Genomic DNA, 25,505 nt, shown 5'->3' on the forward strand with positions numbered 1-25,505 from the left:
ATCGATCACGCCCCGCGGTACAGACGCGGCTCCACCCAGCGCGTCCCCTGCAACCGGTGCCACTGCTTGGCCACCCAGAGCACCCCCAAGTCCACCAGGGGCTCGAGCAACACCACCGTCATGTAGGCCGCACCAAAGCGCGCCACGTTGGCCAAATTCTCCGCCTCCAGACCGTGGCCGTACAGCGCCCAAAACGCCACCCACGCGACGATGCCCCCTTGATAAGCCGTCGACAGCTGGAGCGCTTGGCCGTAGCGGATGTCCACATAGCGCGTCTGCGGCGGGATGATGCGGCGCGCCAGCGCATGAATGGCAAACAGCGGCACCAACAACGTCGTGACGTTCATGCCGTACTGCGGCAAATCCTCCGGCACGAAAAACAGCCCCTGGATCAACAGCCCCGCGGCCAGACCGACGGCGGCTGGTCCCACCCCCAATATCAACAACAGGGTGCTGCCCAAGATGAGGTGCACCTCGGAAACCCCGACCGGTTTGGTGGGCAGAATTTCAAAAAACGCAAAAACGCACGCCGTGGCAATCGCCGCGCGCGCGAGCAACGCCCCCCATCCCTCCTGACGTGCTGTCTGCCACGCCAGCCGCGCCGCGTACGCCAGCGCGGCCGCACCGGTGGCATAGCCCAGGACGAGTTTGCCGCCTTCCACGACTCCGGGTTCGATGTGCATGGTCTGACCTCCTTGTGTGCGATGGACGCCATCACGGACGTCCGGGTTAAAAAACCGCTTTGCCTTGTGCCGACGGGGCGTCGCAGGACATGCCCAAACGCTCGAGCAACGAGCGATCGGAGGCAACGTCAGGATTGCCAGTGACCAACAGCCGATCGCCATAAAAAATCGAATTCGCCCCCGCCAGAAAACACAAGACTTGCGTGGACTCGTGCATCTGGCGGCGTCCCGCTGACAGCCGCACCTTGGCCCGCGGCATGGTGATGCGTGCCACCGCCACGGTACGCACGAACTCCAATGGATCGAGGTCTGGCTGTTCGGCCAGCGGCGTGCCCTCGACCTTCACCAGTTGGTTGATCGGCACCGACTCGGGGTAGGGGTCCAGATTGGCCAGCTGTGCAATCAGCCCCGCGCGTCCCCGCCGCGACTCGCCCATACCGACGATGCCACCGCAACAGACGCGGATACCCGCATCGCGCACGTGGCGCAACGTGTTGAGCCGGTCCTCGTAGTCGCGCGTGGTAATGATGTGGCCGTAGAGCTCGGGGGCCGTGTCCAGGTTGTGGTTGTAGTAGTCAAGCCCCGCCGCTTTGAGCCGCCCTGCCTGCGCGGGCGTCAGCATCCCCAGCGTGCAACAAGCCTCCAACCCCTCGGCCTTGACCACTTCCACCAACGCGGCGACGTTGTCGAGATCCCGGTCATTCGGTGCCCGCCAGGCGGCCCCCATGCAGAACCGCGTGGCCCCCGACGCTTTGGCCGCACGCGCCGCTTGCCGCACTTCATGCGCCGACATCAACTTGGTGGCCTTGACCCCCGTGGGGTGGTGCACCGACTGCGGGCAGTATGCGCAGTCCTCTGGGCACCCTCCCGTTTTGACCGACAACAACGTGGCCAACTCCATGCGCAGCGGATCGTGGAATTGCCGGTGCACCGTCTGCGCGCGGTACATCAGCTCGGGCAGGGGCAAATCTAGCAGCGCCTCGACGGCCTGCACCGACCAGCGCTGCGCGCCACCGTCGGTGTACACACCGTCGGCTCGATTCGCCGCGTCGCGGCGCTGCACCATGGTGACGACGTTTTCAGTCTCTGTGTTGGACATACGGTCAAGCTCCAGTTGAGTGGTGGGCATGGGTGGATGCGCCTGCCCGCACGGGCACGGCGATGCGGCATTGTGGCAGCTGCAGCACCTGCAAACACCCCTCGAAAACGCGCTCGAGCGCCCGGTGCGTCGCGGCGTCGCTGCTGGCCCCCTGGTGCAGCACACGGCCCGCCGCCACGATGACCAAGACGTCGGCCTGTAGCGCCATGTTGATCTCGTGCAAAACACTCACCACCGTCTTGCCTTGGGCCACCAGGGATCGCACCAGCGCCAGCCAATCCGCCTGGTACGGCGGGTCCAGGTGCGTCAGCGGCTCGTCCATCAACAGCACCGCTGCCTGCGTCGCCAACGCCCGCGCCAGCAGTACGCGTTGGCGCTCACCACCGGAGAGCTGACCCAGTGCCCGGCTGCGCCACGCCCATGCCCCCGTCGCACGCAAGGCGTGCTCGACCGCCAAGCGATCCACGGCACTGGGGGGCTGCATCCAGCGCTGGTAGGGCAAGCGCCCCAGCATCGCCACATCCCACACCGTCAGATCGTCTGCGCTGGCTTCCCCCTGCCCCATCCAAACGAGCGTGCGTGCACGCTGCTGCCGCGGCCACACCGACAACGGCCGCCCCAGCAACGTGATCGTCCCCGCGTGCGGCACCAAACCGGCCAGCGCCTTGAGCAGCGTGGACTTCCCGGCTCCGTTGGGGCCGACCACACACGTCCAACGACCGCGCGGCACGCCCAAGGAGACATCGTGCAAAACCGTTGCCTCGTGCACCCGCACGCTCACCCCGTGGGCCTCCAAGGCCAAGTCCCCGTCCCGCGCCCACACATCGGTCATCCCATCGACCTCCCGACGGCCCCGCGCCCCATCAGCCATAGCAGATGGCCGCCACCCACCGCCGCCGTGAGCACCCCGACCGGCAACTCTTGCGGCGCGACCACCCACCGCGCCAGTGTGTCGGCCGCCATCAACAACGCCCCGCCCATGGCGCTGGCCAACAGCACAAGCCACCCGTGGGTGCAACGCGCCAACGCACGCACCAGATGTGGTGCAACCAACCCCACAAACGCGATCAAGCCCGTTTGCGCCACCGCGGCCCCCGTCGCCAGCGCCAACACCGCCACCAACGCCCAGCGCGCTGCCTCAAGCGGCAGCCCCAAACTGAGCGCCGTCGCCTCTCCAAGGCCGAGACCATCCAGCACGCGCGCCAGCGCCCACGCAACGGACAAACACACGAGCCACGCCCCACCCATCAGCGCGACCGCCGTCCATCCGACGAACCCTGTTGAGCCCAATAAAAAGGCCTGCATGGCCTGCAGCGCATCGGGTGCCAGCAACAACACCAGCTGCGTCAGCGCCCCCAGCACCACCCCCACCACCACCCCTGCGAGCAACAGGCGCACCGTGTGCTGCGTGCCACGCGAGAGCACCAAGGTCAACACCACCGCCAGCACCGCCCCCAAGAAGGCCGCACCGGTCAAGCCCAGCCGTGCCCACACGTTGCCACCCCAAACACCCGACATCGGGCTGAGCACCGACGCTGCCGCATCCACCTGCGCCGCGCTGCCCAGCGCCACGAGCGTCAACGCCACCAACAGCGACGCACCGGCCGCACTGCCCAGCAAGTACGGGTCGGCCAAGGGGTTGCGAAACAAGCCCTGGGCGATAGCCCCCGCCAACCCCAAGAGCGCGCCGGCCAACCACGCCCCCACCGTGCGCGGCAGACGAATGTCCCACACAATCTGCCGCGCCACGGCGGCCGCTTCGTCAGAGACATCGCGGCCCAACATGACCACCGACACGCTGTCGAACCCGGTGCTGCCCACGCATACCCCGAGCCCAAGCAACACTACCGCTGTGGCGCTCAACAACAGCAGCAGACGAGACGGCGCAAGCAACCGCATCACGACCGCCCCCCTGGATCCCGCGGTGCCTTGCTCGCCAGACAACGCGCCAGGATCGCGGCCGCCTCCCCCATGCGGGGACCTGGCCGCAACAGCACATCGCTGTCCGCGGGCGTCAGCACACAAAAATGCCCGCCGCGCAACGCGCGCATCGCACCCCAGCCCGGACGCTGCAGCAAATCCACCGCGCTGCGCGCCCCCACCACGATGACGTCCGGATCGGCGCGTACTACCCACTCGGGGTTGAGCTTGGGGAACGGCCCCATCGAGGCCGGCACCACGTTGCGCACCCCCAGCCGGGCCAGGGTCTCGCCTATGAAAGACGCCTCACCGGCCGCATAAGGCCCGGGGCTGACCTCCACATACACACGCACCCCCCGCGCATGATCGGGCAGCGAGCGCGCCGCGGCCGTCACCGCGGCGTCGATGGACTGCCACACGCGCAATGGATCGGACACCTGCAACAACGCGCCGATCCGGAGCAAAACCCGCTGCACGTCCGCATGCGTCTTGGGCTCCAGCGCCACCACCGGGATGCCCAGCGCACGCAAGCGCTCTCCGGCGCGCGACGACGTGGCCAGCAAGACCACATCGGGCCGCAGCGCAACGATTCGCTCGATGTGAGGGTCCAAACCGCCCCCGACGCGCGGCACATCGCGCAAAACCGCTGGCCAATTCGTGTAGCGATCCACACCCACCAGCCGGTGGCATTGCCCGAGCTCGCACACGGTCTCGGCCAGCGAGGGCAACAGGCTCACAATACGCTGCGGCGGCTGCGCCAGCCGCACGCTCACCCCCTGATCGTCGGTGACCACGACTTGTGCACGCAACAGTGGGGCCAGTGCCAGCCAACACACCGCCAGCCAGCACGCCCGCCATGCGCGCGCATTCGGGCGCTTGCGGTGCCAATCGCGCCACCCCACCCCCAGCGTCATGGCCGCCCCTTCAGCGTCATCGGCAACCCTGCCACCATCCAGGTCACCCGCTCACAAACCGCCGCCACCCGTTGATTGAGCGTGCCCAACGCATCGACAAAGGCACGCACCGGCGGGCCCAGCGGAATCACTCCCAGACCGATCTCATTGCTGACCAAAACGATTGGCCCGCGCGCCGCTGCCAACGCCCCCAACAACGCCTCGATGGCGGCATCGGCCGCTTGCCCCCCCTCGGGCAGCGGCTGGCCCGACGGCGGAAAAAGCCGATTGCTCAGCCACAACGTCAGGCAATCCACCACCAGCAGCACATCCCCGGCGCTGTGGACCTCGATCGCGCGCGGCAGCGCCAGCGGCTCCTCCACCGTCAACAGCTCGGGCACCCGTTGCGAGCGCTCACGCCGGTGCCGCTCGATGCGCTCGCGCATCTCGGCGTCGGCCGCGGTGGCGGTGGCCACCAACACGGCGCGGTGTGCGGCGTCGATCGCCAGCCACTGCGCCGCCAACACCTCGGCGCGACGCGACTTGCCGCTTTTTTGCCCGCCCAGGATCAACTCAGACCGTGCGATCGTGGCCATGGCGATCCATCCACTCGGTGATGATGCGGTGCAGCTGCTCCACCCCGTCGGTCAACGCCGCCGGCCCCGGCTGCAAGATATCCGCCGACTTGATCTCGAACACCTGCCCGTGTCGCACGGCCGGGATGTCCGACCAGCCGGGACGCTGCGCCACCCGCTCAGGACGAAACTTCTTGCCACACCACGAGCCGATGATGACGTCGGGGGCCCGGCGCACCACCTCTTGCGGATCGTGAACGATGCGGTCTTTGCCGTGCGGCTGCGTGGCCAGCTCGGGAAAAATATCCTCGCCTCCGGCGATGCCGATCAACTCCGACACCCAGCGGATCGCACTGATGAGCGGCTCATCCCACTCCTCGAAATACACGCGTGGGCGCCGCTGTCCCGCGGCCAGTCGCTGCGCCACCGCCTCCTGCATACCCTGCAAGCGGGCACGCATCGCCGCCAAGTGGCCCGCAGCGACATCGGAACACCCCACCAGCGCCGCCACTTGCGCCAGCATGGCCAAAATTTGCTCGACGCTGCGCTGGTTGAACACCGTCACCGCCACCCCGGCTCGGATCAGCTCGGCGGCGATATTGGCCTGCAGGTCCGAAAACCCGAAGACATGGTCGGGCTTGAGGGCCAGGAGCTGATCGATCTTGGCCGACAAAAAAGCGCTGACCCGGGGCTTCTCCTGCCGCGCACGTCGGGGCCGCACCGTGTAGCCACTGATGCCGACGATGCGGTGCTCCTGCCCCAGCAGGTAGAGCCATTCGGTCGTCTCTTCCGTCAAACATACGATGCGCCGCGGCCCCATGTCCGCGCAGCCGGGCTGTACAGCGGCCACCAAATCCCTGGGGTTCGGGGCCCGCCCCACCCACGCGCACGGCCGCCCCCAGCGATCTTCGAACACCACTTCAGCCAACGGCAGCCGTTGCGCCCACCCCGCCTGTTGCAGCATCGGCGCATCGTCAAACCGCTCGACGGGCCCCAAGCACAGGATGGCGATCGGCAGCGCACCCGCGGGCATGTCCAACACGGCGGCGACAGCCGCGGGCTCGAAAATCGACACCCACCCCAGCCCCACGCCCTCCGCCCGCGCTGCCAGCCACATATTCTGAATCGCACACGCCGCCGACGCCACATCCATGAACGGCATCGTGCGCCGTCCAAAGACGTGCGACTCACGCCCCTCGGCCAGTGCCACCACCCACACTTCCGCCGCGTCCAAAATACCCTGGACCTTGAGCCGCAAAAACGCAGCCCCACGCTCACCGAGGGCCTCGGCGGTGCGCTGTCGCTCCTGCTCCACCAAAGCGTGTAAGCGCTGCCGCAGCGCCGCGTCGCGCACGCGAATCAGCCGCCACGGCTGCATGAAGCCGACGCTGGGCGCGTGGTGCGCCGCCAGCAGCAAGCGATGCAAAACGGCCGTCGCCACTTCGCCCCCGGCAAAATGCCGCATATCGCGCCGCTCGAAAATCGCCCGGTAAACCGCAGCGCGCTGCGCCAACGGCCACGCCATTGCCCCACCCGCGGGCTCGACCATGTGCGTGCCAGCCTGCGTGCCGTCCCCGGCAAATTCAAATGCACCGCCCATCGCCTCCCCTAAACAACCAGCCCACCGCAGCCGGATTCGACGCAAACCAGGCGTGGAAGTAACTCGCGTGCACACTGCCGTGCGCATACACCGCCTCAGCGCGGCGCCCCCCCTGCGGCGGCACCGTGTGGGCAACGGGCGTCAAAGAAGTCTCCAGCGCCGAGTAATGAAAGGTGTGCCCCCGCAACTCCCCCTGCGGCGTCGACCATGCCTGCATCCCCAGCGCAGCCAGCCGCGGTTGCATGCGTGCCCGCCCGGGCAAGATCCCCCACATCGGCACACACGTCCCATCCGCCAGTGTGAGCGCCTCCAACAATGCCAACATTCCACCGCACTCCGCCCACAGCGGCCGACCCGCCGCCACATGGGCGGCCAGCGTATCGCGCGTGATCCGCGCCGCCGACAGCGCCGGGGCGTGCAACTCGGGGTAACCACCGGGCAGCCACACCGCGTCGCAGTCTGGCAACGGCTCGTTGGCCAGCGGTGAAAACCACAGCACCTGGGCACCGAGGTCTTGCAGCGTCTGCACATTGGCGGGATAGATGAATGAAAAGGCTGCATCACGCGCCACCGCGATGCGCCGCCCCGCCAACACCGGCTCCAGCGGCGTCGGCATCGGCGGTGTCAACCGCACCGACCAACGCTGCCATGCGGCACGTGACATACGGCCCAACGGTGTCTGGGCCAACGCATCGGCCAACGCATCGAGCCGCGCGACGCTGTCGGAGAGCTCGGCAGCCTGCGTCAAACCCAGGTGCCGCTCGGGCAGCGCCACCACGTCCGTGCGCGGCAGCGCCCCCAACCACCCGCGAGCCACGGCCTCCTCATCGGTCACCGCTTCGCCACCACCCAGCACCGCGGCGCGCAGCATCGCCGCATGCGCCTCGCCAGCCACGCGGTTGGCCAGTGCGCCCACCCAGCGCAGCCCAGACCGGTAATGGCGCAAGCCGTGGACGATCGCCCCGAACGTGCCGGCCATCGACGCCGCCGACACCACCGCCAGCACGGGCAAATCCCAGGCCAGCGCCAGATCGGCCGCACTGGGCTGGCCGTCGTACAGCCCCATCACGCCCTCGATCAGCAAGATGTCAGCCGCCTGCGCAGCCCGCCACAGGCGGGCGCGCACATCGGTCTCGCCGTTCATCCACAGGTCGAGGTTGTCTACCGGTTGCCCGGTCGCCAACGCCAGCCACTGCGGATCCAGAAAATCCGGCCCGCACTTGAACGCCCGCACCCGCCACCCTTGGCGCGTCCACAACCGCGCCAGCCCTGCGGCCACACTCGTCTTGCCCTGGCCGGAGGCCGGGGCCGCGATGAGTACGGCGGGGCGTTGCAGTGCGTCCACGGCCGATCAGCGGGGTGTCCAGCTCAGGCCCACATAGACCTGCCGCCCACCCGTCGCGTAGCCGCGGGCCGTCTCGTAGGCCTTGTCACCCAGGTTATCGATGCGCGCCAGCAGCGCCCAGTCCCGCGCCACCGGTTGCCGCCAGCTCAGGTTGACCACGCCGTAGCCACCGAGACGCGTGGTGTTGGCCGCGTTGTCAAAGCGCTCACCCGCCACCTGCCACTCGAGACCCAACCGCCCCGTCGCCAGCGGCTGGGTCCACTGCAGCTTCGCCGAACGCGCCGCTCGCCGGGCAAGCCGTTTTCCCGTTGCGGCGTTTTCCGGATCGCTCCAGTCGACCGACGCTTCGACTCGCCCACCCGCCACCGGCATGCCGCCCCGCAGGGACACGCCACGCAACCGCGCGCGGCCGACATTTTCGTAACAACCGTAGGCACTGGCACAAGGCCCCGCCGCGCCAAACTGGATCAGGTCGCGCACCCGCGCATGGTAGGCGACCAACCCGGCCTGCCAGCCATCGCGCGCGTACTCCAGCGCCACTTCGGCGTTGCGCGCCCGCTCCGGCTGGAGGCCGGCCGATCCATACTCGCTGAAGCGTTGGTACAGAGTCGGCGCCCGAAACGCCGTGCCCACTCCCGCGCGGGCTTTCCACCCCGGCGCAAAACGCCACGCGTAAGCAGCCGAACCCGTCGTCTCCCCACCGAATTCGCTGTCGTCGTCGTGCCGCACATTCAGTTGCACCGCATGGGCGCCGGCCTGCCAGCCCCATCCCAGTCCGACACCGCTTTGATGCCGCTGGCCGCGCCCGCCCGCCAATGAGCTGTTGCGCAGATCGTCTTCACGCCGCTCCAGCAGCACCTGCCAGCGGTGAGCGCCGAGCAGCCACTCATGGCGCCACAGTGCCGTCGTCACGTCGGTTTCGGTCACGTATGGCGACGGCCGCGTCTCGTAGCGGTCGGTCCCCCGCCCCAGCGATAGTTCCGAGCGCTGTTCGGAACTCCACTGCGCCGACCAGCGAAGTCCCACGGTGCGCAAGTCGTGGACGGACCAGTCTTGCACGGTCGACCTGAAGCCGTCGTACTCGGCTTTCAGGCGCTGCTCCACCACCGTCGCCTCCAGCCGGTGACCATTGGCCACGGCCCAACCGACGCTCGCGCTGACCCCGTGGCTGCGGTACCCGTCCCGATCGGGATTGGCTGCGGGTTGGACGTTGAAGCCGTCGCTGCGCTCACCGTGCACCGCCACCGCGGCGTCCCAGTCCCCTTGGCGGCCCGCGACGGAGGCTTGAACGCGCCGCAGTCCGTCGCTGCCTGCGCCGACCTCGACGCTGGGCCGCCAGCCACCGTCGCCACGCCGGGTAAAGATCTGCACCACGCCGGCCAGCGCATCCGACCCGTACACCGCGGCAGCCGGCCCGCGCACGACCTCGATGCGGTCGATCAACGCCAACGGAATGGCGTTCCACGTCGCGCCGCCGGTGGACTGCGAGTCCACCCGCACGCCGTCGATGAAGACCGCGACGAAGCGCGACTCGGCGCCGCGGATGAACACACTGGTGGTGTTGCCCACGCCGCCATTGCGCGCGATCTCGATCCCCGGCAGCGTCGCCAGCACATCGGCCACCCCCGCGGCCCCGCTGGCCTCGAGGGTGGCGCGGTCGATGATCGCGACATCGGCAAGGACATCGGTCAACGGCTGTTCGGCGCGATTGGCCACCACGACGGTCGGTGGCAGCGCCGTTTGCGCCAGAGCAGAACCCACGACACCCCATGCGCACAAACACGCACGGACCCCGGCTTTCAACTGAAACATGGCGAAAGGCAGCAGTGAAAGAGCCCCACCGTTCACCCCGACGGTGTACGCTCGACACGGCACGACCCCAAAGAGATGAGGCACATGCCACCCCGTTGGCCGGTATCCGGGCTGGTGGAAGCGACCTTCGCAGGCCTTCCCAGATGCGCGGGGCATCCAGTGGCCGACGGGCGAAAGCGGGACCCCCCACAGGGGGCGTGTCCGTCCACTTACCGTTGCGGGGGCAGCGCTGGTTAGGTGACCGCCGACGGCGGCGCACCCCCCAGCTTCCCGTTTAACTGCGGCGCGAGAACCGCACCGCGAGCACCAACAGCGGCCCATTGTAGCGCCGCGCCTTGCGCAAAGCCTACAATGCACGGGTCATGACGCCCGTCATCATCGAAGAACTCGCCCAGCGCGTCGACCGGCTGCTGCTGCGCCATCAGGAACTGCTGCGCACGCAGTCACTGCTGCAACAGGAGGTGCAGCGCCTGACGCAGGAGCGCGATCACCTGCGCGCGCAGTGCCAGGCCGCGCGCCAGCGGCTGGACGCGCTGATCGCGCGCCTGGCCACGGAGGAGCCGCCCCGATGACCCCGCCCGCGATCAAGCAGGTCGAAGTCCAGATCATGAACCAGACCTACCTGCTCGCCTGTCCCGTGGACGGCGAGGAGGCGCTGCGCGAAGCGGTGGCCAAAGTCGACGCCGCGATGTGCCGCATCCGCGACGCGGGCAAGGTCAAGGCGCGCGACCGCATCGCGGTGCTCGCCGCGCTCAACATCGCCTTCGACGCGTCGCAGCGCGACGCGGCGCCGGCGTTTCGCCCGTCGTCCTTCGGCACGCCCGAGGGCGCTGACACGGCAGCGGCACCCGCGCTTTCCGCCGCCGCGGAGGAAGCGTTGCGGGCGCTGGTGGCGCGCATCGACGACGCCCTCGCAGCCGACGACCGGTTGCTGTGACGCCGCCTGCCGGGGCAACGAGGGCTTACAATGGGGTTGTCCGCCATCCGCCGGGCCATATATTCCTTGAACCAATGCTCATTGAGCCCGGGCTTGGTACATCGCGCGGTGGGCGCGATCGTCTCGCGTCAGACGAACCCGAAGCCGCGCTGCCCTCGCCCACCTGAACCCCGTGTTCAGGATGCCGGTCCGGCGGTGTGGCGGACACCCATCGCCTTCGAACCACGCGCCACCGCCCGCCTCGTCGTGCGCCGGTGGTTCCGTGCGCATCGCCTCCGCCCGTCATGCTCGATCCCCTGCTGATTGCCGAACTCGTCGCGTTGGGGTTGGTGACCGGCTTTCTGGCGGGGCTGCTCGGCATCGGCGGCGGCATGATGCTGGTACCGTTCATCACCTTCATCCTCAGCCACCGGGGCGTGTCGGCCGACCTCGCGGTGAAGATGGCGATCGCCACGTCGATGGCCACGATCGTGTTCACGTCCATCTCCAGCGTGCGGGCGCACCACCGCCGGGGCGCGGTACGCTGGGACCTGGTCGCGCGGCTGGCACCGGGCATCGTGCTCGGGAGCGCGCTCGCCGGCGCCGGGGTATTCCGCGTCGTGCAAGGCCGCTGGCTGGCGCTGTTCTTTGCCGCCTTCGTGGCTTTCTCCGCGACCCAGATGCTGCTGGCGCGGCAACCCAAACCGACCCGTGGGCTGCCCGGTCCCGCCGGCCAGTGGGGCGCGGGCGGCGCGATCGGGTTTCTGTCGGGCCTGGTCGGCGCGGGCGGCGGGTTCATCAGCGTGCCGTTCATGACCTGGTGCAACGTCCCGATGCATCAGGCCGTGGCGACCAGCGCCGCCCTGGGGTTTCCGATCGCGCTGGCCAACGGGATCGGCTACATATGGTCCGGCTGGGGTGTCGCGGGACGCCCGCCGGGTTCGCTCGGATTCGTCTTCTTGCCGGCACTCGCGGTCATCGCCAGCGCCAGCGTGCTGATGGCACCGGTGGGGGTGCGTGTCGCGCACGCCCTGCCGGTGGCCACGCTCAAGCGTGCCTTCGCCCTGCTGCTCTATGCTCTCGCGGCCAGCATGGCTTACAAGGCGTGGAGCGGCTGATCCGCGACCACGATGCCGTCCGCATCGGCGTAGAGCCAATCGCCGGGCCGCACCCACACCCCCTGGATCTGCACCGCGACATCGCGCAGCCCCTGGCCGCGCTTGTCGGTCGGCAGCGGCATCGCCGCCAGGGCCCGGATCCCCACCGCCGCCACCGCGAGCTCGGCCACGTCGCGCACGCAGCCATCGACGACGATACCCGCCCAGCCATTGCGCGCCGCCGCCGCGGCCAAGTTGCCGCCCACCAGCGCACGGCGCAGCGATGCGCCGCCATCGACGACGAGCACGCGGCCCCGCCCCGGTTCGTCCAGCGCCGCTTTCACGAGGCTGTTGTCCTCGTGGCACTTGACGGTGCTGACCGGCCCTGCGAAGTGGGGCATCGCCCCGAAATCGCGAAATACCGGGGGCAGCACGCGGAAGCGCCCGTCCAGGTCGCCCTTGTGGGCATCGCACAGGTCACAGGTGGAAAAAGACAAAGTCGTTGCCATTGGGGTCATCGCCGTTGAAACCGCCGCGCATCATAGAACACACGTCCAGGGCATGCGCCAGACGTCGGTTCCGCGCAACGCCCCCCGGCCCGCCTACCGGGGAAAACCCGACCCACGGCGCAAAAGCCCTTCTGCACTCTGGAAAAATCGCCGCTTTGCGGATACGATGCGCTTATCCATGCGAGCGCCTGGCGCTCCGTGGCGAGCTTGCAACCAACCGAAGGAAATCTCCACATGGCCACTGCAAAAAAAGCTGCCACTTCTGCCAAGTCCACCGCCGCCGCCAAGCCCGCTGCGAAGGCGACCGCCAAGCCGGCGGCCAAGGCCAGCGCGGCGCCCAAGCGGGCCGTCAACTCGGCCTTCATGAAGCCGATGACGCCCAGCGCTGAGCTGGCGGCCATCGTGGGTGCCAAGCCGCTGCCGCGCACCGAGGTCACCAAGAAGGTGTGGGACTACATCAAGAACAACAAGCTGCAGGACGCCACCAACAAGCGCATGATCAACGCCGACGCCAAGCTCAAGGCCGTGCTGAAGAAGCCGCAGGTGTCGATGTTCGAAATGACCAAGATCATCAGCACGCACCTGTCGTGAGACCATGACCGGCCGGCCCCGCCGCGGGTACCCGGCCGATGACACAGCGTCCGGTCGGGTAAACACATAAACCGACTGGGCAACAAAAAGCCCCGCCGCAGCGGGGCTTTTTGCTGGCATGTCGCCGATCAGCGGATGACCGCGATCTCCGAACGCTGGCCGCCCTTGTAGGTATAGAGCGTCAGCGCGCCGTTCTTGATGTCGCCCTTCTCGTCGAACTCGATCTGGCCCGTCACACCCTTGTAGCTGATGGCCTTGAGCGCCGGCAGGTACTTGGCCGGGTCGGGCGAGTTGGCGTTCTGCATGGCCTTGACCATCACGTGCACGGCGTCATACACGTACGGCGCATAGACCTGCACGTCGGTGCCGAACTTGGCCTTGAAGTCGGCGCGGAACTTGTCCATCCCGGCCTTCTGTTCGCCTTCGACACCACCGGCCTCGGCGCAGTAGACCTGCTCGTCGGCCATGCCGTCGCCGGCCAGCTTGGGCAGCTCGCTCGTGCAGATGCCGTCGCCGCCCATGAACTTGGCGTTGATGCCGAGCTGCTTCATTTGCTTGAGCATCGGGCCGGCCACCGCGTCCATGCCGCCGAAGAAGATCACGTCCGGCTGCTTGGCCTTGATCTTGGTCAGGATCGCATTGAAGTCGGTCGCCTTGTCGTTGGTGAACTCGCGGTCGACGACCTCGCCACCGGCGGCCTTGACGCCCTTCTCGAACTCATCCGCCACACCCTGGCCGTAGGCGGTGCGGTCGTCGATCACGGCCACCTTTTTGGCGCCCAGCTTCTGGATCGCGTACTTACCCAGCGTGCCACCCAGATGCGTGTCATCCGCCACCACGCGGAAGACGTTGTTGAAGCCCTGGCGGGTGTACTTCGGGTTGGTCGCCGACGGCGAGATCTGCGGAATGCCAGCCGCGTTGTACAGCTGCGACGCGGGGATGGTCGTGCCCGAGTTCAGGTGACCGATCACGCCGTGCACCTTGGCGTCGACCAGCTTCTGCGCCGCCGCCACGCCCTGCTTCGGGTCCGCGGCGTCGTCTTCGGCCAGCAGTTCGAACTTCACCGGCTTGCCTTCGAGCTGGATACCGGCGGCGTTGAGCTCGTCGATCGCCATGCGGGCGCCGTTTTCGTTGTCCTTGCCGAGGTGTGCGATCGGGCCACTGGTGGGGCCGACGTGACCAATCTTGACGACCAGCTGCTCAACGGCCGGGCCCTGTGCGGGAGCCGCCGCCGAGGGGGCTTCCTCCTTCTTCCCACAGGCCGCCAGCGCGACAGCAGCGGCAGCGACAATGGCCAGTTTGTATTGCATCTGCATGGATACCCTCATCAAAACGAATGGTTGAACGGTGTGCGCAACACGGAACTTTCCGCACGGAGCTTTACGATACACGAAAAAACAAGGCGCATTGCTTGAACACCCCCGCCGAACCCGTCATTTACGGGTTGTCCCTAGGGTGCCACGCAACACGGCCTTTAAATCGGTCGCCAGCTCCCGCCGCACCGCCGCTGCCACCCGACGCGCGCAGCGCCGCCGTTGACGCTCCCACCAAACTTCCAACGCCAACGCGACACGCAACTCCAACTCATCGTTCCAGCGTGCCATCAACTGGTCCACGACGGCATCGACGTCCACGTCGGTAGCGCGCTGGGGGGACTCCCCCGCCGGAGCGCGTGCAAACGCCGCGGACTTTGGAGCCGGACCCTCCTGTACCGCGAAGCTATCGACCACATCGGTCAAGGTGGGCACCACGGCAGGGGGCTTGCGGTTACCGTTCAACATGCCGATTTTCTCCGGTTGCGGCGCGAGGAGGACGCGCCGCACGGTCGTAGACCACGGGCGTCAGCCCCATCGCCTGGTAGCGCCGCCAGCGCTGACGCGCCGCGGCTTTGTCATTTTCGTCGTCAGAGACGACCTCGATAACGCGCTTGAAAGCGGCAGTCGCGTCGAGCACGGCGGGCCACTGCGACTGCGCGTTGACCAAAACCGAGCGCTCACCGGCAACGGCGTCCCCAGGTGTGGCGATTACGATCGGCGAGTGACGCAGCAGCAGCGCCGGTTCGCCGCTGCGCACGTGGGGCACGAAGTCGTTTTCTGGCAACGCCCAGAGGGCCACGTCGAGCGGCTCCGCCTCACCTTCGGCGATCACCACCCACACGCGCGCACGGCTGGCGTGGGCCTTGGCCAACAAACGGCACAGGTAGCTGCTGCGCTCGGGCCACGCCGCCGGGACATTCAGGTGAAACGCGACCTCCATCGCCGCCCTCATCCGCGCCGACGGCGGCCCGTGCGCGCCGCGGCCTTCTCCGGAGCGGCGGCCGAGGCGGCCTGATCGAGCAGGTAGCGCACCAGCAACGGCACCGGCCGCCCCGTCGCCCCCTTGTCCTTGCCGCTTTTCCACGCGGTGCCGGCGATGTCCAGGTGCGCCCACGGTACGTCGCCCACGAAGCGCTGCAGAAATTTGGCGGCCGTCACCACGCCGGCCGCGCGCCCGCCGACATTCGCGACATCCGCGAACGGCGACTTCAACGCCTCGCCGTACTCGTCGTCGAGCGGCATGCGCCAGCACGGATCCCCCGCCGCGTCGCCCGCCGCGCTCAGCGCCTGTGCGAGCCCCTCGTCGGTGGCGAACAGGCCCGAGCGCACGTGCCCCAGCGCGATCACACACGCGCCGGTGAGCGTCGCGACGTCGATCATCGCCCGTGGCGCAAAGCGCTGCCGCGCGTAGGTCAGCGCATCGCACAGGATCAGCCGCCCTTCGGCGTCGGTGTTGAGGATCTCGATCGTCTGGCCGCTGAGGCTGCGCACGACGTCACCGGGCTTGACCGCACCGCCTCCCGGCATGTTCTCGCACGCGGGAATGAGGCCGACGACGTTGATCGCGGGCCGCAACCGCGCCAGCGCCTCGAAGGTGCCGAGCACGCTGGCCGCGCCGCTCATGTCGAACTTCATCTCGTCCATCTCGGCCGCGGGTTTGAGCGAAATCCCCCCGGTGTCGAAGGTGATCCCCTTGCCGATCAACGCCACCGGGGGCACCGATTTGGCCGCCCCACGGTAGCGCAGCACGATGAAGCGCAGCGGCTGCGACGACCCCTGCGCCACGGCCAGGAACGCGCCCATGCCGATCTTGGCCACCTCCTTCGGGCCCAACACCTCGACGTCGATGCCGCGCCCTTCGAGGGCCTGCGCCGCCTCGGCCAGCAGCGCCGGCGTCGAGTGGTTGGCCGGCCGGTTGGCCCATTCGCGGGCGAGCTCCTGACCGTGCGCGATCGCCACCGCCTCCTCGAACGCGGCACGCCGCGTGTCGGCCTCCGTCACCCCCACCGTCACGGTCTGCAGGGCGCGCGGCTTGGGTTGCGACAATGTCGAGGTGTAACGGTAGGTCACCGCCGCGAGCGCCAGCACCGTGGCCGACAGCGCCGCGGCCGGCAGGTCCCCCACCCACAGCACCAGCGAGCGCACCGGTGCCGCGCCTTCCAGCGCGGCCCACGCCGCGGCGGTCGCCTTGCGCACCGCCGCGGCGCTGCCGTCACCGCAGCGCACCAGCACCACGCGGCGCGGGCGCACACCGGGCAGCCGGTGCGCCGCCAGCCATTTGCCCGGCTCGGCCCCCACGTCGCCGTCGGCCAGCGCCTGCCGGCCCCATACGGTCAGGACATCGGCGCGTGCCGCGTCCGCCCGGTCCCAGGCGTCGGGCCACAGCAGGATGAGCGCGTCGGCGTCGAGGGAAGCCGCTTCGTGCGGCGTGAGGGTCTGCAGTCGGAAGTCCATAATGCGGTTTGTCGTTAGCCTTTGCCGTCGATGTTATTCGAATCCTCGCTCCGCCGCGAACTGGCGCGCAGCTTCGGCGCCGCCTTGGTCGTGATGCTGACCGTCGTGCTGACCATGCTGCTCGTGCGCACGCTCGGCCAGGCCAGCCGCGGCGAGGTCGACCCGCAGACCCTGGTGCTGTTTCTCACCTACGCGCTGATGGGGCAGCTGGGTCTCGTGCTGACGGTGGCGCTGTTCATCGCCACGGTCGGGACGCTGTCGCGCCTGTACCGCGACAGCGAGATGGTGATCTGGCACGTGAGCGGCGTGGGGCTGGGGCGCTTTCTGGGGCCGGTGGCGCGGTTCGCGTGGCCCGTGTGGCTGGCGGTCGCCGTGCTGACCCTGGGGGTTGCGCCGTGGGCGCAGCAGCAGCGCGACGAGATGCGCGCGCGCTACGAGCAGCGTGGGGACCTCGAGCGGGTAACGCCCGGGCAGTTCCAGGAGTCGAGCGGCGGACGACGCGTTTTTTTCATCGACCGCGACACGAACGGCGGCCGGGAGGGACGCAACGTCTTCATCGCCAGTAGCGAGCGCGACGGCGGCGAGAGCATCGTCACGGCGCGCAGCGCCCGGGTGGTGACGCAGGAGGGTGGCACCTACCTGGTGCTGGAGCACGGGCAGCGGCTGTGGCGGCCGACCGACCCTGACGCCGATGGCGCGCTGCAGATGAGCGAGTTTGCGCGCTACTGGCTGCGGGTGGAGGGCGCGAGCGCGGCACCGACGGACAGCGCGAGGCGCAGTGCCCAGCCCACGTGGGTGCTGCTGCGGGATGGCAGCCCCGCCAGCCACGGTGAACTGGCGTGGCGCGCCGGGTTGGTGCTGAGTGCCATCAACCTCGCGCTGCTGGCGGTGGCCGTGGCTGCAGCCAACCCACGCCTGGGCAAGAGCGGCAACACCCTGTTCATGCTGCTCGCCTTCGTCACGTATTACAACCTGCTCGGCGTCGGCAAGGACTGGATCGCGCGCGGCCGTGTCGGGGCGGGGACGTTCATGCTCGCGCTGCACGGGGGCGTGGCGCTGGCGGCGTGGCTGTGGCTGCTGCACCGCGAGCAACCGCTGTGGTCTCGGCTCGCGCGCGCACGGATGGCGGAGGCCGCGCCATGAGGATCGTGCGCCGCCTCATCTACGGCGAGATCGCCGCCGCGGTGGTGTTCGTGCTGCTCGCGTTCCTGGCGTTGTTCTCGTTTTTCGACCTGATCGACGAGCTGTCCCACCTCGGCCGCCCGTCGCTGACCCGCGCCGGGGCGAGCTACGGTATCGACGACGCTCTGTTGACGGTCGCGCTGCTGCTGCCCAGCCGCACCTACGAGTTGATGCCGATCGCCGTGCTGATCGGCACCGTGTACGCGCTGGCGCGGCTGGCGCGCGACTCGGAGTTCACGATCCTGCGCACCAGCGGCTTGGGGCCGGCGCGCGCGCTGCGGCTCGTGGCGGCGCTGGGGGCCGTCTTCGCGGTCGTCACGTTCCTGATCGGCGACTATGTCGCCCCGGTGGCCGAGCGGTACGGACAGCTGCACAAGGCGCAATACCGCGGCGCGATCAGCATCGGCCAGACCGGCGCCTGGCTGCGCGAACGCGGCGACGGCACCCACACCGCGGTCAACGTGCGCGCGCTCGCGCCGGACGGGACGCTGCGCGGCGTGCGGCTGTTCGTCTTCGACGAACAAGGGCGCGTGCGCGAGACGCTGCGCGCCGCCAGTGGGACCATCGACCCCGACGCCGGCGTCTGGCGCCTGCAGGGGGTCGAGCGGCAGCGCCTCGACGATCCCCAGCAGGCCCCGCGCGAGGCCCTGCCCACGTTCGACTGGCCGTCCACGCTGACGGCGGACATGCTGCACGTCGCGCTGCTCAAGCCCGAGCGCATGCGCACGCTGGACCTGTTCCAGTACGTGCAGCACCTGCAGGCCAACGCTCAAAATGCCCAGCGCTACGAAATCGAGTTCTGGCGCAAGCTGCTCTACCCGCTGAGCTGCATCGTCATGGTGGTGCTGGCGCTGCCGTTCGCCTACCTGCACTTCCGCGATCAGGGCCTGTCGGCCTATGTCTTCGCCGGCGTGATGATCGGCATCAGTTTCTTCCTCATCAACACTATCTTTGGCCACATCGGCAACCTGCAGGGCTGGCAGCCGTGGCTGGCCGCGGGGGCGCCGTCGGCGCTGTACCTGCTGCTGTCGCTGCTGGCCTTCGGCTGGCTGGTGCTGCGCCGCTGACCATCCCTCGGAGCCCCGACGTGAACCTGCACCAGTTCCGCTTCGTGCAAGAGGCCGTGCGGCGCAACCTCAACCTTACCGAGGCGGCCAAGGCGCTACACACCTCGCAGCCCGGCGTCTCCAAGGCCATCCTGGAGCTGGAAGACGAGCTCGGCATCGACATCTTCGCCCGCCACGGCAAGCGCATCAAGCGCCTGACCGAGCCCGGGCAACTGGTCGTGCGCAGCATCGAAATCATCCTGCGCGAGGTGCAAAACCTCAAGCGCATCGGCGAGCAGTACGCCGCGCAGGACAGCGGCACACTCTCGATCGCGACCACACACACGCAGGCGCGCTACGTGCTGCCCGCGCCGGTGGCGCGGCTGCGCCAGACCTACCCCAAGGTGGGGGTGCGCCTGCACCAGGGATCGCCGGACCAGGTGGCGCGCTGGGTCCTGGACGACGTGGCCGACATCGGCATCGCCACCGAGTCGCTCGCGCATTACGAGGATCTGGTGACGCTGCCCTGCTACGAATGGCAGCACGCGCTGGTGCTGCCCGCCGGCCATCCGCTGCTCGAGCGCGAGCAAATCGGACTGGACGACCTGGCCGCCCAGCCGCTCATCACCTACCACCCCACGTTCACCGGCCGCACGCGCATCGACCAGGCGTTCGCCCAGCGGGGCCTGACGCCGCAGATCGTGCTGGAGGCCATCGACTCCGACGTGATCAAGACCTATGTGCGCCTGGGCATGGGCGTGGGCATCGTCGCGGAGATGGCCGTCCAGGGCGAGGAGCGCTCCCCCGACCTGATCGCGCGCCCGGCGGGCCACCTGTTCGGTCAAAACGTGGCGCGCGTCGCGTTCAAGCGCGGGGCCTACCTGCGCCAGTTCGTGCTGCGCTTTGCCGAATTTTTGAGCGACCGCCTCTCGCGCGAGCTGATCCTGCGCGCGATGGAGGGCGGCGGCCACGACGACCGCCTGTGACCCGGCAACCGAACGCCGCCCCGCCGCGCGCACATGATGACCCTCCCGTTGTGAGCCCCGACACGCCCGGACGACCTACATGAACGCCCCCAACTTGCCTGCGCCGCGACACGCCCAGGCCCTGCCGATCCCGCCCCGCACCCCCGCGCTGGCCAGCCGATTGCCCCACGTCGGCACGACGATCTTCACCGTCATGTCCGCGCTGGCGCAGGAGGTGGGCGCGGTCAACCTCGGTCAGGGGTTTCCGGACTTCGACTGCGACCCGCGCCTGATCCAGGCGGTGACGGCGGCGATGCAGGCCGGCCACAACCAGTACCCGCCGATGGCCGGCGTGCCCGTGCTGCGCGAAGGTATCGCGCGCAAGGTCGAGGCGATCTACGGCCACCGCTACGACCCGAGCCGTGAGATCACCGTAACGGCCGGCGCGACGCAGGCCATCCTGACCGCGATCCTGGCCCTGGTGCACCCGGGCGACGAGGTCATCGTGCTGGAGCCCTGCTACGACAGCTACGTCCCCAACATCGAGCTCGCCGGCGGCACCGTGGTGCGCGTGCCGCTGACACCGGGGACGTTCCGGCCCGATTTCGCCCGCATCGCCGCGGCGCTGACGCCGCGCACGCGGGCCATCCTCGTCAACACCCCGCACAACCCCAGCGGCACGGTCTGGCGCGCCGACGACCTGCAACGCCTGTACGACCTCGTCGCCGACACCGACGTCTGGCTCATCAGCGACGAGGTGTACGAACACATGGTCTACGACGGGCAGCCGCACCACAGCCTGGCCACCCACCCGGGGTTGGCGGCGCGCGCGCTCATCGTCAGCAGCTTCGGCAAGACCTACCACGTCACCGGCTGGAAGGTCGGCTACGTACTGGCCCCCGCGCCGCTGATGGCCGAGTTCCGCAAGGTCCACCAGTTCAACGTCTTCACCGTCAACACGCCGATGCAGCACGGACTGGCAGCGTACTTGGCCGATCCCGCGCCGTACCTGGGCCTGAGCGCCTTTTACCAGGCCAAGCGCGACCGCTTCCGCGCCGGGCTGGCGCGCACGCGCTTTCGGCTGCTGCCGTGCGAGGGCACGTATTTCCAGTGTGTGGACTACAGCGGCCTGTCCGTGCCGGAGCGCGACCTGCCGGAGGCCGCGTTTTGCGAGTGGCTCACGCGCGAAGTGGGCGTCGCGGCGATTCCGCTGTCGGCGTTCTATGGCGACGGGTTCGACCAGCACGTCGTGCGCTTCTGCTTTGCCAAGCGCGATGAGACGCTGGACGCGGCGCTCGCCCGGCTGGCACGGTTGTGACCGCCCTACCCGCCGATCACGCCGCTCAGCCGCCGATCTGCGCCCACACCTTTTCCAGCCGCTTGACACTGACCGGGTACGGCGTGCGCAGCTCCTGCGCGAAAAAGCTCACGCGCAGCTCCTCCAGCATCCAGCGCAGCTCCATCAGGCGCGCGTCCCACTGCCCCTTGCGCTCGGCGATGAGCCGCCACAGGCGCTGCTCGTGCGGCCGCAGTTCGTTAAGCCGCGCGGCGTCGCGCGCCGGATCGGCGCGGCACTTGTCCAGCCGCAGCTGCACGGCCTTGAGGTAGCGCGGCAGGTGCACCGCCTGCTCCCATGGCGTGTCGCGCAGGAAGTGCTTGCCCACGAGGCGCAGCAGGTGCTGCTGCTCGTCCGCCGCAGTGGCCGCGGGTGGCTTGCCGTCGCGCAGCTTGCGCTGTGCGGCCGCCCACTCGGTGAGCACCTGCGCGGCCAGCCGCGCCACCTCCTGCGCGATCAGCACGAAGCGGCTGCGCCCTTCCTGCAGCCGCAGCTCGAACGTCGCCGCGTCGGTGGGCAGCGGCGCGGTCAGAAACGCGCGTTCCAGCGCCACGTCGACGATCTGCGCGCGCAGTTCCTCCAGCGTGCCCAGCGGCATGTACAGCACTGCGGTCTTTTGCAGATCGGGCAGGCCCTTGTCCAGTGCCTTGAGCGTGTCGCGCAGCTGCAGCGCGAACAGCCGCCGCAGGCCCTGGCGGTGGTGACGCGCTGCGACCTCCGGCTCGTCGTACACCGCCAGCGTCACGGCATCGCCCGCGTCGATCAGCGCCGGGTAGCCAATGAGCGTTTGCTGGCCCTGGCGGATTTCCATGATCTCCGGCCACGGGCCGAAGTCCCAGCGCGTGTGGCGCGCGTTCGCATCGGGTAGCGCGGCGGTGTCGGGGGGTGAAGCGGCAGGCGCTGCCGCTGCAGACCCCGGCCGTGCCCCTTGCCCTGCCCGCCCGCCTGTCGGCTCGGGTGCCGTCCCCGCCGTGCCCTGCGCCCCCGTCTCGTCGCCGCTTGCGGGCTTGCCGCCCACGGACCGTGCCCCCGCGGCGGTGGCAGCGGTGCCCCCGGGCGTCGGGCGGGCTGGCGCGCCACCCGCCCCGCCGCAGCCGGGCTGACCACCGGACGCCCCGCCGCCGAGCTTGAGCGCCGCCAGCGCCTGAAATGCCCCGCGCGCCTGCGCGCCCCACTGGGCTTTGAGCGCCGCGAGGTCGCGGCCCATCGCCAACTGCCGCCCGTGCTCGTCGACGACGCGGACATTCAGCCACAGGTGCGCCGGCACCGTCTCGAGCTTGAAATCGCTGCGCTGCACCGGCAGCCCCGTGCGCTCGCGCACCTGCTGCAGCACCGCATCCAGCAGGCTCCCCTGCGCCCAGCGGTCGGGGGCCAGCAGCGCGTCGGCCATCGCCTGCGCGGTCTGCGGCAACGGCACGAGCCGTGCACGCGGCTTTTGCGGCAGGCTCTTGAGCAGCGCCAGCACTTTCTCGCGCAAAAGGCCCGGCACCAGCCACTCGCAGCGCTCCGGGCTGACCTGGTTGAGGGCAAACAGCGGCACGTCCACCGTCACGCCATCGCGGGGGTCGCCCGGCTCGTGCAGGTAGTGCGCGCGGCAGTCCACGCCCCCCAGCCGCACCACCGGCGGGTAGGCGTCGGTGGTCACGCCCGCCGCCTCGTGCCGCATCAGCTCCTCGCGCGACAGCATCAGCAGCCGCGGGTTCGTGCGCGACGCCTCGCGCCACCAGCGCTCCAGATCGCGCCCGCTGCACACCTCGGGCGGGATCTGGCTGTCGTAAAAGGCGTAAATCAGCGCCTCGTCGACCAGCACGTCCTGCCGCCGCGCCTTGTGTTCGAGCTGTTGCACCTCGCGCAGCACGCGGCGGTTGTGCGCCCAAAACGGCAGGCGCGTGTCCCACGTGTCCTCGGTCAGCCCCGCCACCAGCGCCTCACGGATAAAGATCTCGCGTGCCGCTGTCGGGTCGATGCGGCCATACGACACGCGCCGCTGGCTGTACACGGTCAGGCCATAGAGCGTGCCACGCTCGTGGGCAACGACCTCGGCGCTGCGCTTTTCCCAGTGCGGGTCACCCACCTGACGGCGGATCAGGTGCGCGCCGACCTCCTCGATCCACTGCGGCTCGATGGTGGCGATGCCGCGGCCAAACAGCCGCGTGGTCTCCACCAGCTCCGCGCACAGCACCCAGCGGCCGGGGCGTTTTTTCAGCCGCGCGCCCGGGTGCGGCACGAACTTGATGCCGCGCGCGCCGACATAGACGTCCTCCGTCTCGTGCTTGCAGCCGACGTTGCCCAGCAGCCCGGCCAGCAGGCTGAGGTGAATCTGCTCGTAGGTCGCGGGCTGCGTGTTGGGCTTCCAGCCGTGCTCGGCCGCCACCGTGTGCAGCTGCTGATGCACGTCGCGCCACTCGCGCAGCCGGCGCAGGTGGATGAAGCGCTCGCGCAGCAGCGCCTCGTACTGGCGGTTGGACAGCCGGTGGGTCGGCGGCTCACCCGGCGCGTGCACACCGCCGCGAGCTTTCTCCAGCCAGTCCCACAGCTTGAGGATACCGACGAACTCGCTGCGTTCGTCGTCGAACGCCGCATGCGCCTGGTCGGCCTTGGCCTGCGCCTCCAGCGGACGCTCGCGCACGTCCTGCACGCTCAGCGCGCTGGCAATCACCAGCACCTCGGCCAGCGCGCCACGGTCGCGCGCAGCCAGAATCATGCGCCCCACGCGCGGGTCCAGCGGCAGGCGCGCGAGCTCCCGCCCGAGCGGGGTCAGGGCGAGCCGCTCGTCCAGCGCCCCCAGCTCCTGCAGCAGCTGGTAGCCGTCCGTGATCGCGCGGCGCGACGGGGCCTCCAGAAACGGAAACGCCTCCACGTCGCCCAGCCCCAGCGACTTCATGCGCAGGATCACCCCGGCCAGTGACGAGCGCAGGATTTCCGGGTCGGTGTAGCGCGGCCGCGCGGCGAAGTCCTTTTCGTCGTAGAGCCGGATGCAAATCCCTTCGGCCACGCGGCCGCAGCGCCCGGCGCGCTGGTTGGCCGCCGCCTGGCTGATCGGCTCGACCAGCAGCTGCTCCACCTTGCTGCGCAGGCTGTAGCGCTTGACGCGCGCCAGCCCCGAGTCGATCACGTAACGGATGCCCGGCACCGTCAGCGACGTCTCCGCCACGTTGGTGGCCAGCACGATGCGCCGCCGCCCGCTGGGGTGGAAGATGCGGCTTTGCTCGGCGGCGCTCAAGCGCGCGTACAGCGGCAGCACCTCGGTGTCGCGCAGCGCCGGCTGGTGCGACAGGTGCCGGCGCAGGTGGTCGGCCGCGTCGCGGATCTCGCGCTCACCCGGCAGGAACACCAGAATATCGCCCGCGTGCGCGCCGCCGCGCCAGAGTTCGTCGACGGCGTCGGCAATCGCCTCCTCCAGCCCGTAGTCACGGCTGTCCTCGAACGGCCGCCAGCGGATCTCCACCGGGTAAGTGCGGCCGCTGACGTGGATCACGGGTGCCGGCCCTCTGGTGGAGGCGAAATGCTGCGCAAAGCGTTCGGCGTCGAGCGTCGCGGAGGTGATGATAAGCTTCAGGTCCGGCCGCTGAGGCAGCAGCTGCTTCAGGTACCCGAGCAAAAAGTCGATGTTGAGGCTGCGCTCGTGCGCCTCGTCGATGATGAGTGTGTCGTAGGCGCGCAGCAGCGGGTCGCGCTGCGTCTCGGCCAGCAAAATGCCGTCGGTCATCAGCTTGATCGCCGCGCCCGGCTGCAGCCGGTCGTGGAAGCGGATCTGGTAGCCGACCAGCGCGCCCAGCGGGGTCTGCGTCTCCTCGGCGATGCGCGCCGCCACCGACGTCGCCGCCAGCCGCCGCGGCTGCGTATGACCGATGAGTGGACGCCGCTGGCCCGGCTGCGGGCACCAATCCATCCCGCCGCCACGCCCCATCGCCAGCGCGATTTTGGGCAGCTGCGTCGTCTTGCCCGAGCCCGTTTCGCCACACACCACGATGACCTGGTGGTCACGCAGCGCCGCCTCGATCGCGGCGCGCTGGGCGGAAACGGGCAGTTGTTCGGGAAACTCGATCACCGGCGACACTGCCGGCTGATGGCACACTACGTTTTGTGACATGACCGCGCGATTATCCCGATCGGGCTCCCCCTTTGGCGTCGTCTGCCCACGGCGTCGGCTGTCCATGCGTTCG

23 protein-coding genes, 1 pseudogene and 1 riboswitch are annotated in these 25,505 nt (G+C 69.2%); of the genes and pseudogenes, 8 read left to right on the forward strand and 16 right to left on the reverse strand.

Translation table 11 applies throughout. The annotated features are described in order from the left end of the window. Nucleotides 1-5: 5 nt before the first annotated feature. The 10 genes and pseudogenes from LCC91_RS06125 to LCC91_RS06170 all read right to left on the reverse strand — a co-directional run bounded on the left by LCC91_RS06125 (nt 6) and on the right by LCC91_RS06170 (nt 9,876). The gene (locus LCC91_RS06125) at nt 6-683 is read right to left on the reverse strand and encodes an energy-coupling factor ABC transporter permease (RefSeq protein WP_043701852.1); all 678 of its coding nucleotides are present in this window, start codon (nt 681-683) and stop codon (nt 6-8) included. 46 nt (nt 684-729) lie between these two features. Further along, the gene (gene bioB, locus LCC91_RS06130) at nt 730-1,749 is read right to left on the reverse strand and encodes a biotin synthase BioB (protein ID WP_143897396.1); all 1,020 of its coding nucleotides are present in this window, start codon (nt 1,747-1,749) and stop codon (nt 730-732) included. A 37-nt stretch (nt 1,750-1,786) separates the two neighbouring features. Next, nucleotides 1,787-2,614, reverse strand: a complete 828-nt coding sequence (locus LCC91_RS06135) for an ABC transporter ATP-binding protein (RefSeq protein ID WP_143897384.1) — start codon at nt 2,612-2,614, stop codon at nt 1,787-1,789. Continuing rightward, nucleotides 2,611-3,681, reverse strand: a complete 1,071-nt coding sequence (locus LCC91_RS06140) for a FecCD family ABC transporter permease (protein WP_043701847.1) — start codon at nt 3,679-3,681, stop codon at nt 2,611-2,613. The genes LCC91_RS06135 and LCC91_RS06140 overlap by 4 nt, the downstream gene beginning before the upstream one ends. Next, entirely contained in the window at nt 3,681-4,616 is a 936-nt protein-coding gene (locus tag LCC91_RS06145; RefSeq protein ID WP_082007627.1) for an ABC transporter substrate-binding protein, read from the reverse strand. The genes LCC91_RS06140 and LCC91_RS06145 overlap by 1 nt, the downstream gene beginning before the upstream one ends. Further along, nucleotides 4,613-5,191: a bifunctional adenosylcobinamide kinase/adenosylcobinamide-phosphate guanylyltransferase gene (locus LCC91_RS06150; RefSeq protein ID WP_043701844.1), complete on the reverse strand. Its 579-nt coding sequence runs from the start codon at nt 5,189-5,191 to the stop codon at nt 4,613-4,615. Before LCC91_RS06150 ends, LCC91_RS06145 begins: the two co-directional genes overlap by 4 nt. Further along, nucleotides 5,169-5,990, reverse strand: a complete 822-nt coding sequence (locus tag LCC91_RS06155; RefSeq protein ID WP_043701922.1) for a cobalamin-binding protein — start codon at nt 5,988-5,990, stop codon at nt 5,169-5,171. The genes LCC91_RS06150 and LCC91_RS06155 overlap by 23 nt, the downstream gene beginning before the upstream one ends. Nucleotides 5,991-6,053: 63 nt before the next feature. Further along, nucleotides 6,054-6,719: pseudogene (gene bluB, locus LCC91_RS06160) on the reverse strand (5,6-dimethylbenzimidazole synthase); the annotation flags it as partial. A 34-nt stretch (nt 6,720-6,753) separates the two neighbouring features. Beyond that, on the reverse strand, nt 6,754-8,115 hold the full coding sequence (locus LCC91_RS06165; RefSeq protein ID WP_390612121.1) for a cobyrinate a,c-diamide synthase: 1,362 nt from the start codon (nt 8,113-8,115) through the stop codon (nt 6,754-6,756). Nucleotides 8,116-8,121: 6 nt separating this feature from the next. Next, nucleotides 8,122-9,876 (reverse strand): TonB-dependent receptor domain-containing protein, encoded by a 1,755-nt coding sequence (locus tag LCC91_RS06170; protein WP_052231647.1) that lies wholly within the window; start codon nt 9,874-9,876, stop codon nt 8,122-8,124. 131 nt (nt 9,877-10,007) lie between these two features. Beyond that, nucleotides 10,008-10,253: riboswitch (cobalamin riboswitch) on the reverse strand. Nucleotides 10,254-10,289: 36 nt separating this feature from the next. Between LCC91_RS06170 and LCC91_RS06185 the strand changes: the two genes are divergently transcribed. The 3 genes from LCC91_RS06185 to LCC91_RS06195 all read left to right on the forward strand — a co-directional run bounded on the left by LCC91_RS06185 (nt 10,290) and on the right by LCC91_RS06195 (nt 11,961). After that, the gene (locus tag LCC91_RS06185) at nt 10,290-10,499 is read left to right on the forward strand and encodes a hypothetical protein (protein WP_043701842.1); all 210 of its coding nucleotides are present in this window, start codon (nt 10,290-10,292) and stop codon (nt 10,497-10,499) included. Nucleotides 10,500-10,510: 11 nt separating this feature from the next. After that, entirely contained in the window at nt 10,511-10,864 is a 354-nt protein-coding gene (locus tag LCC91_RS06190; protein WP_043701916.1) for a cell division protein ZapA, read from the forward strand. Nucleotides 10,865-11,148: 284 nt separating this feature from the next. Continuing rightward, nucleotides 11,149-11,961, forward strand: coding sequence for a sulfite exporter TauE/SafE family protein (locus LCC91_RS06195; RefSeq protein WP_043701840.1), 813 nt, complete (start codon nt 11,149-11,151; stop codon nt 11,959-11,961). Here LCC91_RS06195 and rraA read toward each other — a convergent pair. After that, the gene (gene rraA, locus LCC91_RS06200) at nt 11,940-12,449 is read right to left on the reverse strand and encodes a ribonuclease E activity regulator RraA (RefSeq protein ID WP_043701837.1); all 510 of its coding nucleotides are present in this window, start codon (nt 12,447-12,449) and stop codon (nt 11,940-11,942) included. The two genes, LCC91_RS06195 and rraA, sit on opposite strands and share 22 nt — an antisense overlap. Before the next feature lie 234 nt (nt 12,450-12,683). Between rraA and LCC91_RS06205 the strand changes: the two genes are divergently transcribed. After that, nucleotides 12,684-13,040, forward strand: a complete 357-nt coding sequence (locus LCC91_RS06205; protein WP_043701834.1) for an SWIB/MDM2 domain-containing protein — start codon at nt 12,684-12,686, stop codon at nt 13,038-13,040. A gap of 128 nt (nt 13,041-13,168) precedes the next feature. Here LCC91_RS06205 and LCC91_RS06210 read toward each other — a convergent pair whose 3' ends face one another. From LCC91_RS06210 to LCC91_RS06225, 4 genes are all read right to left on the reverse strand, one after another. Next, nucleotides 13,169-14,350, reverse strand: a complete 1,182-nt coding sequence (locus tag LCC91_RS06210) for a branched-chain amino acid ABC transporter substrate-binding protein (RefSeq protein WP_143897395.1) — start codon at nt 14,348-14,350, stop codon at nt 13,169-13,171. A 123-nt stretch (nt 14,351-14,473) separates the two neighbouring features. Beyond that, nucleotides 14,474-14,821: a hypothetical protein gene (locus LCC91_RS06215; protein ID WP_143897383.1), complete on the reverse strand. Its 348-nt coding sequence runs from the start codon at nt 14,819-14,821 to the stop codon at nt 14,474-14,476. Then, nucleotides 14,808-15,296 (reverse strand): DNA polymerase III subunit chi, encoded by a 489-nt coding sequence (locus LCC91_RS06220; RefSeq protein WP_052231641.1) that lies wholly within the window; start codon nt 15,294-15,296, stop codon nt 14,808-14,810. Before LCC91_RS06220 ends, LCC91_RS06215 begins: the two co-directional genes overlap by 14 nt. Before the next feature lie 8 nt (nt 15,297-15,304). Then, nucleotides 15,305-16,810, reverse strand: coding sequence for a leucyl aminopeptidase (locus LCC91_RS06225; protein ID WP_043701828.1), 1,506 nt, complete (start codon nt 16,808-16,810; stop codon nt 15,305-15,307). A gap of 30 nt (nt 16,811-16,840) precedes the next feature. Between LCC91_RS06225 and lptF the strand changes: the two genes are divergently transcribed. The 4 genes from lptF (at nt 16,841) to LCC91_RS06245 (ending at nt 21,321) form a co-directional block, all read left to right on the forward strand. Then, complete coding sequence (lptF, locus tag LCC91_RS06230) at nt 16,841-17,953, forward strand: LPS export ABC transporter permease LptF (protein WP_043701825.1); 1,113 nt, start codon at nt 16,841-16,843, stop codon at nt 17,951-17,953. Then, nucleotides 17,950-19,059, forward strand: coding sequence for an LPS export ABC transporter permease LptG (gene lptG / locus LCC91_RS06235; RefSeq protein WP_043701912.1), 1,110 nt, complete (start codon nt 17,950-17,952; stop codon nt 19,057-19,059). The genes lptF and lptG overlap by 4 nt, the downstream gene beginning before the upstream one ends. 20 nt (nt 19,060-19,079) lie before the next feature. After that, complete coding sequence (locus LCC91_RS06240; RefSeq protein WP_043701821.1) at nt 19,080-20,024, forward strand: CysB family HTH-type transcriptional regulator; 945 nt, start codon at nt 19,080-19,082, stop codon at nt 20,022-20,024. Nucleotides 20,025-20,103: 79 nt separating this feature from the next. Next, the gene (locus LCC91_RS06245) at nt 20,104-21,321 is read left to right on the forward strand and encodes a pyridoxal phosphate-dependent aminotransferase (RefSeq protein ID WP_052231640.1); all 1,218 of its coding nucleotides are present in this window, start codon (nt 20,104-20,106) and stop codon (nt 21,319-21,321) included. Nucleotides 21,322-21,346: 25 nt separating this feature from the next. Here the strand turns inward: LCC91_RS06245 and hrpA are convergent, their stop codons facing one another. Then, entirely contained in the window at nt 21,347-25,432 is a 4,086-nt protein-coding gene (gene hrpA, locus LCC91_RS06250; RefSeq protein WP_224441046.1) for an ATP-dependent RNA helicase HrpA, read from the reverse strand. Nucleotides 25,433-25,505 lie beyond the last annotated feature (73 nt).

Origin of the sequence: Tepidimonas taiwanensis (genome assembly GCF_020162115.1) — a bacterium.
GTDB classification, from domain to species: domain Bacteria; phylum Pseudomonadota; class Gammaproteobacteria; order Burkholderiales; family Burkholderiaceae_C; genus Tepidimonas; species Tepidimonas taiwanensis.